The organism is Mesorhizobium sp. NFR06, assembly GCF_900115245.1.
Lineage (GTDB): Bacteria > Pseudomonadota > Alphaproteobacteria > Rhizobiales > Rhizobiaceae > Mesorhizobium.
This window is the reverse complement of record NZ_FOVT01000018.1, coordinates 24,734-40,048: the sequence shown is the minus strand read 5'-3', so window position 1 is coordinate 40,048 and position 15,315 is coordinate 24,734. Positions and strand designations below refer to the sequence as shown.

At 64.6% G+C, this 15,315-nt stretch carries 14 protein-coding genes; 13 read left to right on the top strand and 1 reads right to left on the bottom strand.

Features of this window, described 5'->3' with window-relative positions; all coding sequences use genetic code 11:
- Positions 1–4 precede the first annotated feature (4 nt).
- The 4 genes from F3H96_RS25140 (at position 5) to F3H96_RS25125 (ending at position 3,957) form a co-directional block, all read left to right on the top strand.
- On the top strand, positions 5–1,174 hold the full coding sequence (locus tag F3H96_RS25140; protein WP_149804379.1) for an AI-2E family transporter: 1,170 nt from the start codon (positions 5–7) through the stop codon (positions 1,172–1,174).
- Between the two features lie 43 nt (positions 1,175–1,217).
- A complete protein-coding gene (locus F3H96_RS25135) occupies positions 1,218–2,081 on the top strand; it encodes an arylamine N-acetyltransferase (RefSeq protein ID WP_244620142.1) in 864 nt (287 codons plus the stop codon).
- Positions 2,082–2,084: 3 nt separating this feature from the next.
- On the top strand, positions 2,085–3,083 hold the full coding sequence (locus F3H96_RS25130) for an LLM class flavin-dependent oxidoreductase (protein ID WP_149804378.1): 999 nt from the start codon (positions 2,085–2,087) through the stop codon (positions 3,081–3,083).
- Positions 3,084–3,156: 73 nt separating this feature from the next.
- On the top strand, positions 3,157–3,957 hold the full coding sequence (locus tag F3H96_RS25125; RefSeq protein WP_149804377.1) for an inositol monophosphatase family protein: 801 nt from the start codon (positions 3,157–3,159) through the stop codon (positions 3,955–3,957).
- On the opposite strand, the gene F3H96_RS25120 is transcribed toward F3H96_RS25125, so the two are convergent.
- Complete coding sequence (locus tag F3H96_RS25120) at positions 3,947–4,966, bottom strand: LacI family DNA-binding transcriptional regulator (protein ID WP_149804376.1); 1,020 nt, start codon at positions 4,964–4,966, stop codon at positions 3,947–3,949. The genes F3H96_RS25125 and F3H96_RS25120 overlap by 11 nt on opposite strands.
- Positions 4,967–5,185: 219 nt before the next feature.
- On the opposite strand from F3H96_RS25120, the gene F3H96_RS25115 reads away from it, so the two are divergent.
- The 9 genes from F3H96_RS25115 to F3H96_RS25075 all read left to right on the top strand — a co-directional run bounded on the left by F3H96_RS25115 (position 5,186) and on the right by F3H96_RS25075 (position 15,313).
- Positions 5,186–6,781 carry a sugar ABC transporter ATP-binding protein gene (locus tag F3H96_RS25115; RefSeq protein WP_149804375.1) on the top strand — a complete coding sequence of 532 codons (1,596 nt, stop codon included), beginning with the start codon at positions 5,186–5,188 and terminating at the stop codon, positions 6,779–6,781.
- A complete protein-coding gene (locus F3H96_RS25110) occupies positions 6,778–8,073 on the top strand; it encodes an ABC transporter permease (RefSeq protein ID WP_149804374.1) in 1,296 nt (431 codons plus the stop codon). The genes F3H96_RS25115 and F3H96_RS25110 overlap by 4 nt, the downstream gene beginning before the upstream one ends.
- An 18-nt stretch (positions 8,074–8,091) precedes the next feature.
- On the top strand, positions 8,092–9,060 hold the full coding sequence (locus F3H96_RS25105) for a substrate-binding domain-containing protein (protein ID WP_149804373.1): 969 nt from the start codon (positions 8,092–8,094) through the stop codon (positions 9,058–9,060).
- Between the two features lie 461 nt (positions 9,061–9,521).
- On the top strand, positions 9,522–11,438 hold the full coding sequence (gene dnaK, locus F3H96_RS25100; protein WP_149804372.1) for a molecular chaperone DnaK: 1,917 nt from the start codon (positions 9,522–9,524) through the stop codon (positions 11,436–11,438).
- Between the two features lie 201 nt (positions 11,439–11,639).
- Positions 11,640–12,770, top strand: a complete 1,131-nt coding sequence (gene dnaJ, locus F3H96_RS25095) for a molecular chaperone DnaJ (RefSeq protein WP_149804371.1) — start codon at positions 11,640–11,642, stop codon at positions 12,768–12,770.
- 145 nt (positions 12,771–12,915) lie between these two features.
- Entirely contained in the window at positions 12,916–13,521 is a 606-nt protein-coding gene (gene pmtA / locus F3H96_RS25090; protein WP_149804370.1) for a phospholipid N-methyltransferase PmtA, read from the top strand.
- 162 nt (positions 13,522–13,683) lie between these two features.
- On the top strand, positions 13,684–14,280 hold the full coding sequence (locus tag F3H96_RS25085; RefSeq protein WP_149804369.1) for an NADPH-dependent FMN reductase: 597 nt from the start codon (positions 13,684–13,686) through the stop codon (positions 14,278–14,280).
- A complete protein-coding gene (gene pyrF / locus F3H96_RS25080) occupies positions 14,280–15,002 on the top strand; it encodes an orotidine-5'-phosphate decarboxylase (protein WP_188131526.1) in 723 nt (240 codons plus the stop codon). The genes F3H96_RS25085 and pyrF overlap by 1 nt, the downstream gene beginning before the upstream one ends.
- 23 nt (positions 15,003–15,025) lie before the next feature.
- Positions 15,026–15,313 carry a DUF1330 domain-containing protein gene (locus F3H96_RS25075; RefSeq protein WP_127226868.1) on the top strand — a complete coding sequence of 96 codons (288 nt, stop codon included), beginning with the start codon at positions 15,026–15,028 and terminating at the stop codon, positions 15,311–15,313.
- Positions 15,314–15,315 lie beyond the last annotated feature (2 nt).

The following is a 15,315-nucleotide window of genomic DNA, read 5'->3' as shown; positions in this document are numbered from 1 at the left end:
ACCGATGAAGGCCGAACCGATCGCTTCGGGCGCGAGCGTTGCCGAAAGCCCTGATCCGCGCGCCGATGCCTGGGCGGACATGCACCTGATGCGGTCGCTGGTGATCGGCATGTTCATTCTAATGACGACCGCCGCGCTTTATTTGGCCCGCGCCTTCTTCATGCCGGTGGTGCTTGCCTTCCTGCTGGCGCTGATGCTGACGCCGATCGTGCGCTTCCTGCGCAAGCGCGGCATTCCGGAGGTGGTTTCGGCGACGCTCCTGGTGCTGTTTTCCATCTTCGTCTTTGTCAGCGCCGGCTACCTGCTCAGCGGCCCGGTCATCGATCTCATCAACAACAGTTACTCGATCGGCCAGCAGCTCACCGAGCGGCTGGCGCCGTTCAAGCGACCGCTCGAGCGGGTGATGGATCTCTCGCATCAATTGGAAGCGCTGACCGAGACATCGCAGGAGCCGGGCGTGCAGCGGGTCTCGGTGGCGCCTTCCGGCATGCTGTCCACGGCCGCCAGCAACATCATCGAAGCCGGCACCTCGATCACCATCGTCTTCGTGCTGTCGCTGTTCCTGCTCGCCTCGGGCACGCTGTTCTATGAGAAGATCGTCCAGTCCTTCACCAGCCTCACCAAGAAGAAGCGGGCGTTGCGCGTCGTCTATGACGTCGAGCGCGAAATCTCGCACTACCTGCTCACGGTTTCCGTCATCAACGCCGGCCTCGGCACGGTGATCGGGCTGGGTTTGTGGGGGCTGGGCATGCCCAATCCGCTGGTCTGGGGGGCGACGGCGGCGTTGCTCAATTTCCTGCCCTATGTCGGCGCGCTGATGACCGTCCTCTTGGTCGCAGCCATTGCGCTGATCAGCTTCGATTCAATCTCCTACGCGCTGCTGGCGCCGGCTTTCGTGGTGTTGTGCGACATCGTCGAAGGCCAGTTCGTGACGCCGACGATTGTCGGGCGCCGCCTCGAGATCAACGCGGTGGCGATCTTCATCGCCATCGCCTTCTGGTCATGGCTGTGGGGCTTCGTCGGCGCGCTGATGGCGGTGCCGCTGCTGGTGGTGATCAAGGTCTTCTGCGACCATTTCGAAAGTCTGACCCCGGTCGGCAACTTCCTCGCGGCGCAACATACCGCCGTCGTTGACGACGAGCCGGTCGAGAATAACCACCAATCCGCGCCTTGACGCCTGGCCCAATCTCGAACCCCGCCCCTTGTTTGCGGTGCCGATGGCGAGTGCCTATATCGGACCGGTCAAGCCGGACCCTGCCCGCATGAGCTTAGATCTCGATGGCTATTTCGCCCGCATCGGTCACGCCGGACCGACCGACCCTTCGCTCGCCACGCTGCAGGCGCTGCATGCCACCCACCCGCGGGCGATCCCGTTCGAGAATATCGATGCCTTGATGGGCGTTTCGGTCGGGCTCGACCTGGCTTCGCTGCAGGACAAGATCTTAAGCCGGGGCCGCGGCGGCTATTGCTTCGAGCACAACCTCATCTTCATGCATGCGCTGAAGACGCTTGGCTTCACGGTCAGCGGGCTTGCCGCCCGCGTGCTGTGGGGCCAGCCGGATGACGCCATTACCGCGCGCAGCCACATGCTGCTGCGCATCGAGCTTGGCGGCCGCACCTACATCGCCGATGTCGGTTTCGGCGGCCTGACGCTGACGGCGCCGCTGCTGCTGGAGCCCAGACTTGAGCAGCAGACGCCGCATGAAACCTTCCGCCTGATTGCAACAGGTGACCAATTCCGGCTGCAGGCCAATATCGGCGGTGATTGGCGCACGCTCTACCGCTTCGACATGCAGCAGGCCTACGAGGTCGATTATCTGGTCAGCAGCCATTTCCTGTCGACGCATCCGAGCTCGCATTTCCTGTCGACCCTGGTCGCCGCGCTCGCCCTGCCCGACCGCCGCTACGCGCTGCGCAACAACCGGCTGTCGACGCATCATGCCGGCGGCCGCAGCGAGCAGCGCGAGATCGCGACGGCGGCCGAACTCGCCGACGTGCTGGAGAACCAGCTCGCCATCGTCATTCCCGACCGCGCCGCGTTCGAGGCAAGGCTGCGGCAAAAACGCATCGTGGAGACCTGACCCATGACGGCCCTTTCGGTTCTCGACCTGTCGCCGATCACGCAAGGCAGCAACGCTTCGCAGTCGCTTGCCAATTCGCTCGACCTTGCCCGCCATGCCGAGCGGCTGGGCTATACGCGCTACTGGCTGGCCGAGCACCACAACATGCCGGGCATCGCCAGCGCGGCGACTTCCGTCGCGATCGCTCATGTCGCCGGCGGCACCAGGACCATCCGCGTCGGCGCCGGCGGCATCATGCTGCCCAACCATGCGCCGCTGGTGATCGCAGAGCAATTCGGCACGCTGGCCGCGCTTTTTCCCGGCCGCATCGACCTCGGCCTCGGCCGCGCCCCGGGCACCGACATGCTCACCGCAAGGGCCTTGCGCCGCAATCTCGAAAGCGCCGACAACTTCCCGCAGGACGTGGTCGAGCTGATGGGCTACTTCCAGCCGGCCGAGGAGGGCCAGCGCATCCGCGCCGTGCCCGGCGAAGGCCAGGACGTGCCGGTCTGGATCCTCGGCTCCAGCCTCTACGGCGCGCAGCTCGCCGCATTGCTTGGCCTGCCTTACGCTTTCGCCTCGCATTTCGCGCCGGCCGAGCTGGACCATGCGCTTGAGGTCTACCGCACGCGCTTCCAGCCCTCGGCGCAGCTCGACAAGCCCTATGTGATGCTCGGCCTCAATGTCTTTGCCGCGCCGACGGATGCCGAGGCCAAGCTGCTGTTCAGCTCGCTGCAGCAGGCCTTCGTCAACCTGCGCAGCGGCCGGCCCGGGCAATTGCCGCCGCCGGTCGAACATTACGATCGCGATCTCGATCCCGCCGCCAAAACCATGCTCGCCCAGGCGCTGTCCTGCGCCGTAGTCGGCTCGCCGGAAACGGTGCGCCAGGGCATCGACGCCTTCATAAGCCGCACCGGCGCCGACGAATTGATGGTGACGGCGCAGTGCTTCGACCACGCGGCGCGCGTGCGCTCCTTCGAGATCCTCGCCGACGTGCATAAATCGATGTCGAAGGCGGCCTGATCGCATAGCCGCTTTTGCCTGACATGCTCGTCTGCTAAGGGCAGGCTTCCCTGCCCCAGGCGCGAGCGTATTCATGACCGACGATCTCGACGACCGCATGCATTTTGCCATCGACCTGGCGCGGCGCGCCGGCGATCTTGGACTGAAATATTTTCGCGACCTCGACAACCTGACCGTCGAGAGCAAGGGCCATCAGGACCTTGTTTCCGAAGGCGACCGGGAGGTCGAGCTGTTCATCCGCGCGTTGATTGCCGAGGCCTATCCGCAGGACGGCATCGTCGGCGAGGAGCACGCGGCCGTGGGCGGAACGACCGGTCATGTCTGGGTGATCGATCCGATCAACGGCACCGCCAACTTCGTGCGCGGCATTCCCGCCTGGTGCGTGGTGATCGCCTGCGCCAGGGATGGCCAGACGATGGTCGGCGTCATCCACGAGCCTTCGACCGACGAGACGTTTTACGGCCGCCGCGGCGGCGGCGCCTTCGTCAACGGCAAGCCGATCAAGGCCAGTCATGCGGCATCGCTTTCCGAAGGCGCCATCGGCACCGGGCTTTCCAACCGCGCCTCGACCAAGAATGTAGTCATCCTCGTCAGTCTGATAATGGCCGAGGGTGGGGTCTTCTACCGCAATGCCTCGGGCGCGCTGATGCTCGCCTACACCGCCGCAGGCCGGTTGCTCGGCTATGTCGAGGAGCACATGAATGCCTGGGATTGCCTTGCCGGCATGCTGCTGGTCGAAGAGGCGGGCGGCACAGTGCTGAAGGCGGATCCGAAGACGGTGCTCGGCAAGGGCACGCAAGTGATCACCGGCGGCAAGCACATTTTTCCGAGGCTGCAACTGCTCTGCGAGACCGCTTTCGGACTTACGCGCTGACGGTCTGCGCGACCGCGCCCAGCGGCCTGCAGGAATTGCGGATCATCAGCCGGCCCTTGAGGACGAGCTTGCGCGGCGGCGCGTCGCGGTTACCGGCCAGCCGGTCGAGCAGCAGGCTCGCCGCCTGCTCGCCGATCGCCTGTACCGGCTGCGCCACCGTGGTCAGTTGCGGCGCGAACACGTCCGACCACGGAAAATCGTCGAAACAGGCGACCGAAATGTCCTCGGGGCAGTTGAGGCCGATGTCGCGGATCGCCTTCATGGTGCCGATCACCATCGGGTTGTTGGCCGAGAAGATCGCGCTTGGCCGGTCGTGCAGCGACAGCAGCTGCATGGTGGCGTTGTAGCCGTCGATCTCGTGGAAGTTGCCCGAGCGCACCAGCTCCTCCGCCACGGGCAGACCGGCGGCCTGCAGCGCCTCGCGGTAGCCGATCATGCGGTCATGCATGGGGGATATGTCGGAGGTGCCGGTGATGTAGCCGATGCGGCGATGGCCAAGGTGGATAAGATAGGTGACGGCGTCGAACACGGCGCGCTGATTGTCCAGCACCACCGCGTCGGTGTCGACGCCTTCGCAAAGGCGATCGAGCAGTACCACCGGCACGTTCGCGTCCTCGACGATGCCCTTCAAGATGCCGCCATCGCCGACGCGCGCCACGATCAGCCCGTCGACCATGCGGTCGAGCAGCAGGCGGATCTGCTCGTCCTGCGTGTTCAGGTCCTCGTCCGTGCAACACAGCATGACGGCATAGCCGGCACGGTCGAACGCCTGCTGGATGACCGAGACGACATCGGTGAAGAACGGGTTGGTGATGTGCGGCACGGTGAGCCCGATGGTCCGCGTGGTGCCCATCTTGAGGCTGCGGGCAATGGCGTTGCGCTTGTAGCCGATGTCGCGGATCGCCTGCTCGATGCGCTGCGTAAGCTCGGGACTGACGGTGGCGGTGCCGTTGAGCAATGCCGACACGGTGGCCACGGACACACGCGCCGCCTCGGCCACGTGCAGCATCGTCGGCGCCGTGGATTTCCGCTGTTTTTTCCGCCCTGACACTGTCATTTTCGAAACGTTTCGCCACCCTTGTTTGGCTAAACCTACGTAAACTCGGCATTTTTCGCAAGAATTGAATTGGATCAATCCTCGGTGACCAGATATGCGCTTGACACATTCGAAACGTTTCGATTAGCGTTCGAGGCAGCCGAAGACGACGGAGGGAGGCCGTCCTTTGTCATGCAGCGCGCCGACTCCATCACGACAGGGTCCATCACGACGGGGAATGTGGCGGCCGACGGTGCGGCCGTCGTCCTGAGCGCGACCGGTATCTCCAAGCGATTCGGCGGCATCACGGCGCTGTCCGATGTCGGCCTGGAGCTGCGGCGCGGCGAGGTGCATGCGCTGATGGGCGAGAACGGCGCCGGCAAGTCGACGCTGATGAAAATCCTTGCGGGCGTCTACACCGACTACGGAGGCACGGTGGCCATCGACGGACAGACGGTCCATTTCACCGGTGTCCGCGACGCCGAGGACGCCGGCATCGCCATCATCCACCAGGAGCTCAACCTCGTCCCCGAGCTCAGCGTCGCCGACAATATCTTCCTCGGCAGCGAAAAGCTGATCGCCGGGCTCATCGTCGACCGCAAGGCGAGCAGCCGCGCGGCAAGCGCGCTGCTGCAGCGGCTGGGCATCGAGCTCGATCCGGAAGCGCGGGTTCGCTCGCTGCGGGTCGGCGAGCAGCAGCTGGTGGAGATCGCCAAGGCGCTGTCGAAGTCGGCGCGCATCCTGATCATGGACGAGCCGACCTCGGCGCTGTCGCCGGCCGAGTGCCAGAGATTGTTCCGAATCATCGGCCAGCTCGCCGCAGGTGGCGTGGCGATCGTCTACATCTCGCATCGCATCGACGAGGTCATGCATCTGGCAAGCCGGGTGACCGTGCTGCGCGACGGACGCCATGTGCTGACGCAGGGCATGGCAGGACTGGACGAAGACGCCATCATCTCAGCCATGGTCGGGCGCGACCTTCTCGCCTCCTCCGGCCACGAACGCGGCCCCGGCGGCAAGGTCGTGCTCTCGGTCAGGGACCTGTCGCTTTCGAAGCCCGACCGGCATGGCCGGGGCATGGTGATCGACGACGTCGGCTTCGACCTCTGCGCCGGCGAAATCCTCGGCATCGGCGGGCTGCTCGGCTCGGGCCGCAGCGAAATCCTGGAGGCGATCTTCGGCTCCAGCGACGGCCACACCGGCGGCGAGATCCGGCTCGACGGCGCGCCTGTCGAGATCGGTTCGCCGCGCGAGGCCCGCCGGCTCGGCATCGCCTTGGTGACCGAGGACCGCAAGACGCAGGGCCTGCATCTCAAGGCCTCGATCACCGACAATGTCGCCTTGCCGCTGGTCGGCGCACTGGCTCGCTTCGGGCTGCGCTCGCGCTCGGGCGAGCAAGGCCTGGCCCGCGACGCGGTGAGCACCCTCGGCATCCGCTGCGAAAGCATCGAGCAGGCCGCCGGCACGCTGTCCGGCGGCAACCAGCAGAAGGTGGTCATCGGCAAGTGGCTGGCGACGCGGCCGCGGGTGCTTCTGCTCGACGAGCCGACACGCGGCATCGACGTCGGCGCCAAGCGCGAAATCTACGACCTCATCTTCAAGCTGGCCGGCGACGGGCTGGCAATTGCCGTAATCAGCTCCGAACTGCCCGAGCTCCTGCATCTCGCCGACCGCATCCTGGTCATGGCGGAAGGCCGCCAGCGCGGAATCCTGTCCCGCGCGGAAGCCAGCGAGGAAGCGATCATGCGGCTTGCCGCGCCACGACGGACTGCGAGGCCCGCCGCATGAACCTCATCAGCCTGCTCTCCCGCACCAAGCTTTATTGGGGGCTGATCGCCATCTTCCTGATCGGCGTGTTCGGCTCCCCGATCAGCTCCAAGGGCAACAATATCTTCCTGTCCTACGGCAACCTGCTCGACGTGCTGCGCCAGGTGTCGACCACCGGGCTCATCGCCACCGGCATGACCGCGGTGATCCTGACTGGCGGCATCGATCTTTCCGTCGGCTCGCTGATGGCGATCTGCTCGGTGGTCTGCGCCATGTTGTTGACCGTGCCGGGCGTCACGCCGTCGGCGGCACTCGGCGTGCCGACAACCGCGCTGGTCGCTCTCTGCCTCGGCGCGCTGGCCACGCGTTTCATCCTGCTCAACATCGAGAAATCCCGCGCCGGCGCGGAAGCCGGCCGCGACGTGCGGCTGGACAAGGCGCGCGGGCTGGTCATTCCGGGTGTGGTCGGCGTGATCCTGTGCTGCCTTTCGCTATGGTACCTGCTGCCGCAGGTCGAGACCAAGTTCGGCGTGCTGGGCGTGCTTCTGGTCGCGCCTTGCGTCGGCCTTCTGTTCGGCACCATCAACGGCTTCATCATCGTTGCCGGCCGCCTGCAGCCTTTCATCGTCACGCTTGCGATGATGGTGACGGCGCTTGGCATCGCCAGGCTGACGGCCGGCCAGAACAACGCCGTGCTGCCGGTCTATACCGGCTCCAACGCCACCGCCGAATTCGAGATCCTGCGCTCGCTGGTGTTCGGCATCGTGCCGATGCCCGGCCTGTTCTTCCTCGGCGCGATCGTGATCTACGGCGCGGTGCTGCGCTTCACGCCCTTTGGGCGTTACGTCTACGCCATCGGCGGCAACGAGGAGGCGGCGCGGCTTTCCGGCATCGCGGCCGGGCGCGTCAAGATCGTCACCTATGCCGTGTCGGGCCTGCTCGCCGGCATCGCGGCGGTGCTTTACGTGGCGCAATACCGGCAAGGCAAGCCCGATGCCGGCGCCGGGCTGGAGCTCGATGCCATCGCCGCGGTGGTGATCGGCGGCACCAGCCTGATGGGCGGGCGTGGCAGCCTGATGGGCACCTTCTGCGGCGTGCTGATTTTCGGGCTGCTGTCCAACATCCTGCAGCTGCACAACATCAATTCGAACCTTCAGCTGGTGCTGAAGGGCGCGATCATCATCGGCACCGTGCTCGTGCAGGAGCGCAATGCCGGCGATCTTCTAAGCTATCTGCGCCTGCCCGGCCGACGGACGGCGCAAAAGGAAACGGCCGCAGCCAAGCGGCCGTCACAGGAGACCTCGTCTCTATAATCCCGGAGGAAACAGGACATGAAACGACGTGACATGCTGAAGCTCGCCACCTTCGCGGCGGCGCTTGCGACGACCACCGCGCTCTTTTCCGGCAGCCATGCCTTTGCCCAGGACAAGAAGTGGAAGATCGGCTTCTCGCAGGTGACGACCATCGAACCGTGGCGCGCCCAGTTCAACAAGGACATCATCGCCGAAGCCGCCAAGCATCCTGACGTCGAGCTGATCATCACCGACGGCGAGGACAAGACCGAAAAGCAGGTCGCCGACGTCGAGAACCTGATCCGCCAGGAGGTCGACGCGCTGCTGGTGTCGCCGAAGGAATCGGCCGGCCTCACCGGCGTGGTGCAGCAGGCGATCGATGCCAAGATCCCGGTCTTCGTGCTCGACCGCAATGTCGACACCAAGGACTACACGCAGTTCGTCGGCGGCGACAATAAGCTGATCGGCCGCGCGGCCGGCGAATATGCCGTCGAGCTCCTGGGCGGCAAGGGCAAGGCGGCCGGCAACGTCGTCGAGATCTGGGGCGGCATGGGCACGCAGCCGGCGCATGACCGCCATGACGGCTTCCACGAGTTCACCGACAAGGAGCCGGGCATCAAGTACCTGCTCGACCAGCAGTCGGGCGACTGGAAGCAGGACCAGGCCTACAACATCATGGCCAACGCGCTGAAGACCAACGAGAAGATCGACCTCGTCTACGGCCACAACGATCCGATGGCCTATGGCGCCTATCTCGCGGCCAAGGACGTCGGGCGCGAAAAGGACATCAAGTTCATCGGCATCGACGGCCTGCCCAACGAAGGTGTGCAAATGGTGAACAAGGGCGAGCTGACGGCGACCTTCACCTATGTCACTCCGGGCGCCGAGGGCCTGCGCCAGGCGATCAAGTTCCTGAATGGCGAGAAGGTCGAAAAGACCATCACCCTGCCGACGGAAAGGATCACCAAGGAGAACGCGGCCAAGATCCTCAAGGACAACGGGCTTTAAGCTCACAATCCCTGCCGGGCGACCTCGTCCGGCAGGGATTGCCGGAGCGCCAGGCGCTCTCCACAGCTTGCCGCCAGATGCCAAACGCCTGGCGGCAAGGCTGAATTTCCGCTCTTTCGCGACCGAAAGTCACGCCTGCCGGGGCAAGCCCGGCCCTTGCCGGATCGCGAATTTGAGCGCAGCCAGCGGCATCAATTCCAAAAACTCAAGGCGGAACAACTGGATAGAACGATGGCACGCCGATCCCGTTGCGAATCGCGGCACCTCGCGCTCCGGTCCTTGTCGAGACATTGGACAGCTTGCGCAGAATGCTTGCGCCCCGTCTCGCCTGTTCTTATATACGCGCCAGCCGTCCGGCCCTGAAAAGCGGGGACCGCGATGGGATTTCTTGTGAACAGGGGCTTTCGTCGGAACGCCTTTTGAAGGGTCCTGAGAGCCTGCTTTGAGGAGAGACTAGAACAATGGCAAAAGTTATCGGTATCGATCTCGGCACGACCAATTCCTGTATCGCCATCATGGATGGCAAGGACCCAAAGGTGATCGAGAACGCTGAAGGCGCGCGCACCACGCCTTCCATCGTCGCCATCTCGAATGACGGCGAACGTCTCGTCGGCCAGCCGGCCAAGCGCCAGGCGGTCACCAATCCGGAAAACACCATCTTCGCGGTCAAGCGCCTGATCGGCCGCCGCTATGACGACCCGGTGACGGAGAAGGACAAGAAGCTTGTCCCTTACAAGATCGTCAAGGGCGACAATGGCGACGCGTGGGTCGAGGCCGGCGGCAAGAAGCAGTCGCCCAGCCAGATCTCGGCCATGATCCTGCAGAAGATGAAGGAGACGGCGGAGGCCTATCTCGGCGAGAAGGTCGAGAAGGCGGTCATCACCGTTCCGGCCTATTTCAACGACGCCCAGCGCCAGGCGACCAAGGATGCCGGCAGGATCGCCGGCCTCGAGGTGCTGCGCATCATCAACGAGCCGACGGCCGCGGCGCTCGCCTATGGCCTGGAAAAGAAGGACGGCAAGACCATCGCCGTCTATGACCTCGGCGGCGGCACCTTCGATATTTCGGTGCTCGAGATCGGCGACGGCGTGTTCGAGGTGAAGTCGACCAATGGCGACACCTTCCTCGGCGGCGAGGACTTCGACATGCGGCTCGTCGAGTACCTGGCGGCCGAATTCAAGAAGGAACAGGGCATCGACCTCAAGGCCGACAAGCTCGCGCTGCAGCGCCTGAAGGAAGCGGCCGAGAAGGCCAAGATCGAGCTGTCGTCGACGACGCAGACCGAGATCAACCTGCCCTTCATCACCGCCGACGCGAGCGGCCCGAAGCACCTGACGATGAAGCTCACCCGGGCGAAGTTCGAAAGCCTGGTGGAGGACCTCGTGCAGCGCACGATCGACCCCTGCAAGGCGGCGCTCAAGGATGCCGGGCTGAAGGCGGGCGAGATCGACGAGGTGGTCCTGGTCGGCGGCATGACCCGCATGCCCAAGATCCAGGAAATCGTGAAGCAGTTCTTCGGCAAGGAGCCGCACAAGGGCGTCAACCCCGATGAGGTCGTGGCGCTTGGCGCTGCGATCCAGGCCGGCGTGCTACAGGGCGACGTCAAGGACGTGCTCTTGCTCGACGTGACGCCGCTGTCGCTGGGCATCGAGACGCTGGGTGGCGTGTTCACCAGGCTGATCGAGCGCAACACGACGATCCCGACCAAGAAGAGCCAGACCTTCTCGACCGCCGAGGACTCGCAGTCGGCGGTGACGATCCGCGTCTTCCAGGGCGAGCGCGAAATGGCAGCTGACAACAAGCTGCTCGGCCAGTTCGACCTGGTCGGCATCCCGCCGGCTCCGCGTGGCGTGCCGCAGATCGAGGTCACCTTCGATATCGACGCCAACGGCATCGTCAACGTCTCGGCCAAGGACAAGGGCACCGGCAAGGAGCACCAGATCCGCATCCAGGCTTCGGGCGGCCTGTCCGATGCCGACATCGAGAAGATGGTGAAGGACGCCGAGGCCAATGCCGAGGCCGACAAGAAGCGCCGCGCCCTCGTGGAGGCCCGCAACCAGGCCGAAGCGCTGGTGCATTCGTCCGAGAAGTCGCTCAAGGATTATGGCGATAAGGTCTCGGAGGCCGACCGCACCGCGATCTCCAACGCGATCGCCGCGTTGAAGAGCGCTGCCGAAGGCGACGACCCGGCCGATATCGAGGCCAAGTCGCAGTCGCTCGCCGAAGTTTCGATGAAGCTCGGCCAGGCCATGTACGAGGCCTCGCAGAAGGAAGCGGCCGAAGCCGACGCCAAGGCGGATGCCGCCAAGGATTCGGACGTGGTCGACGCCGACTTCGAGGAGATCGACGAGGACGACGAGAAAAAGAAGTCGGCCTGAGCCGGTCGACGGCAGAATATGCGAAGAGCCCGGCGCAAAGCCGGGCTTTTTTGCAACCCTGCCTGAAAAAGTGACGGAAAACCCGGATCGCGCATGGCCTGGTACTAGCATCCGGGAAACATCGCTCCTAAATCCAAGAACGTGCCGGCAAACGTCGCCAACAATGCTTGAAGACATTGAGCATCCGGACAGCGGGAAAAAATGAAAGCTGATTTCTACGAAACGCTGGGCGTGCAAAAAGGCGCCGACGAAAAGGAACTCAAGAGCGCTTTCCGCAAGCTCGCCATGCAGTTCCATCCCGACCGCAATCCCGGCGACCATGCCTGCGAGCACAAATTCAAGGAAATCAACGAAGCCTACGAGACGCTGAAGGACCCGCAGAAGCGCGCCGCCTATGACCGCTTCGGCCACGCCGCCTTCGAGCAGGGCGGCATGAACGGCGCCGCGCACGGCTTTGGCGCCGGCGGCTTCGCCGACATCTTCGAGGACATCTTCGGCGACATGATGGGCGGCCGCCAGCGCCGTTCTTCCGGCGGCCGCGAACGCGGCGCCGACCTGCGCTACAACATGGAAATCACGCTCGAAGAGGCCTTTTCCGGCAAGACGGCGCAAATCCGCGTGCCGGCCTCGATCTCATGCACGGAATGCTCCGGCAGCGGCGCCAAGCCCGGCACGCAGCCGGTGACCTGCTCGATGTGCCACGGCCACGGCAAGGTGCGCGCCACGCAAGGCTTCTTCTCGATCGAGCGCACCTGCCCGCAATGCCAGGGCCGCGGCCAGACGATCAAGGACCCCTGCCCGAAATGCGCTGGACAGGGCCGCGTCACCGAGGAGCGCTCGCTGTCGGTCAACATCCCGGCCGGCATCGAGGACGGCACTCGCATCCGGCTTGCCAATGAGGGCGAGGCCGGCCTGCGCGGCGGGCCGTCCGGCGACCTCTACATCTTCCTGGCGGTGAAGCCGCATGAATTCTTCCAGCGCGACGGTGCCGATCTCTATTGCAAAGTGCCGATTTCGATGACGACGGCGGCGCTTGGCGGTTCGTTCGAGGTCACCACGCTCGACGGCACGCAGACCAAGGTGAAAGTGCCGGAAGGCACGCAGAACGGCCGCCAGTTCCGGCTCAAGGGCAAGGGCATGCCGGTGTTGCGCCAGCCCAATGTCGGCGACCTCTATATCCAGACGGCGGTCGAGACGCCGCAGAACCTGTCGCGCCGCCAGCGCGAATTGCTGGAGGAGTTCGAGCAGCTCTCCTCGAAGGACAACTCGCCGCAGTCGAGCGGCTTCTTCGCCCGCATGAAGGACTTCTTCGAGTCGTTCGGCGAAGGCTGATCGGCGTGCCCCGCATTTCGCACCGGTATTCGAGATGCGGGCGCTTCGCGAGCGTCGTCAACATCTTATGCCAGATTGACGCCTTGCCTTGTCCCACCCAACTGCTAAGTAGCGGGTCGGGGGGTGAGCATTGAGGAGAGCTCGCATGGCACGTGGTCCCGGATTGCGCAAAGCGCTGGCGGAAAAATTCGACGACGAGCTGAAGTTCTTCAAAGGCTGGATCGACAAGCCGAAAGCGGTCGGCTCGATCGTTCCCACCAGTTCCATCACCGCGCGCAAGATGGCCTCGATCGTCAATCCGAGATCGGGCCTGCCGGTGCTCGAGGTCGGCCCCGGCACCGGCGTCATCACCCGCGCCATCCTCGCCCAGGGCGTGAAGCCGGAAAACCTCTACGCGATCGAATATTCGACCGATTTCGTGCGCCACCTGCGCCGGCTCTATCCGCGCGTCAACGTCATCGAGGGCGACGCCTTCAATCTTGACGCCACGCTCGGCGACAAGCGCGACATGGTTTTCGATTCCGTCGTCTCGGGCGTGCCGCTGCTCAATTTCCCGGTCGCCCGGCGCATCGCCTATATCGAAAGCCTGCTCGACCGCATCCCCGCCGGCCGGCCGATCGTGCAGCTGACCTACGGCCCGCTATCGCCGATCCCGCCCGGCCGCGGCGACTACACGGTCAAGCATTTCGACTTCATCATCCGCAACATTCCGCCGACGCAGCTGTGGATCTACCGGCGTGAGGCGCATTAGAGATAAGGGAATAGGCAGTAGGCAATAGGGAGTAGGGAAACGTCTGGAAATTGAGCCGCCCATTCCTCTACTGCCTACTGGCTACTGCCTACTCCTGTTTCCCTATCCAGTCGTTGATTTGCGCGTCCCTTGGCTGTACCTGTCCCGGAACAAGGGTGGCCGATGGCAGTAATCCCAAGAATCCTCGTCTTCGCCGGCTCGGTCCGCGCCGGCGCCTTCAGCGGCCGGACGGCGGATGTCGCGCAGAAGGAACTCGCCATGCAGGGCGCTGAGGTGACGCGCATCTCGCTCGGCGACTATCCGTTGCCGATCATGGACGAGGACCTGGAAAAGGAAACAGGCGTTCCCGAGAACGCCGTCAGGCTCGGCCGTCAGATCGCGGCGCATGACGGGCTGTTGATCGCGACGCCCGAGTATAACGGCTCGATCCCGCCACTGCTCAAGAACTCGGTCGACTGGGTGAGCCGGATACGGCGCGCCGGCAGCCGGACGTTCAGGCCGCTTGCCGGCAAGCCGGTCGGGCTCTGCTCATCCTCCGGGGGGAAGTTCGCCGGCATACGCTGCATCAACCATCTGCGCGCGGTGCTGGTGCGCTGCCAGATGGAGGTGATCACGCCGGAATGCTCGGTCTCCGAGGCCGGCGATGCCTTCGCCGAGGACGGACAATTCAGGGACGACAGACTACACCAATCGATGGAGCGCCTATGCCGTACACTGATCGAAACCTCGCGCATGCTGTCGACCCGGATAGAGACGTGATGCAATTCGCCGAGGCCGATACGATGCGCGCCAAATCCATGCAAGAGCGGCTGATCGTCGGCCTCGACGTGCCGACGCTGAAGGAAGCCGAGAAGGCTGTGCGCGAGCTCGAAGGCGCCGTTTCCTTCTACAAGATCGGCTATCAGCTCGCCTTCGCCGGCGGGCTCGATTTCGCGCGCGAGTTGGCCAGCGGCGGCATCAAGGTGTTCCTCGACATGAAGCTGCTCGACATCGACAACACGGTGGCCAAGGGCGTCGAGAACATCGTCAGAATGGGTGTGACGATGCTGACGCTGCATGCCTACCCCAAAACCATGAAAGCGGCGGTCGAGGCGGCCAAGGGCAGCGAGCTCTGCCTGCTCGGAGTGACGGTGCTGACCTCGATGGACGAGCAGGACATGATCGACGCCGGCTACGAATACGACCCGCACACGCTTGTGCTCAGGCGCTCGGAACAGGCGCTGCATGCCGGCATGGGCGGCATCGTCTGCTCGGCGGAGGAGGCTGAGGCGGTGCGCCGTATCGTCGGACCGGACATGGCGGTGGTGACGCCGGGCATCCGGCCGGCAGGCAGCGACCATGGCGACCAGAAACGCGTGGTGACGCCGGCGCAGGCAATTCGCAACGGCTCCAGCCACCTCGTCGTCGGCCGGCCGGTCGTGGCGGCCCCAGACCGTCGCGCCGCGGCCGAGGCGATACTCGCCGAAATGCGGTCCGCCTGATCTTTCGAACCGGAGAAGAAAGAATGCCAAAAGGATATTGGATCGCCCGTGTCGATGTGCGCGACGCCGAGGGCTACAAGGACTATGTCGCCGCTGCAAAGCTCGCATTCGACCGCTTCGGCGCGAAGTTCCTGGCGCGCGGCGGCGAGCATGAGAAGGCCGAGGGACCGGGCCGCGCCCGCAACGTGATCATCGAGTTCGAATCGCTGGCGGCGGCGCATGACTGCTACCATTCGCCGGAATACCAGCGCGCCGCCGCCATCCGCCAGAAAGTGGCCGACGGCGAGATCGTGCTGGTCGAGGGAATTTAGAG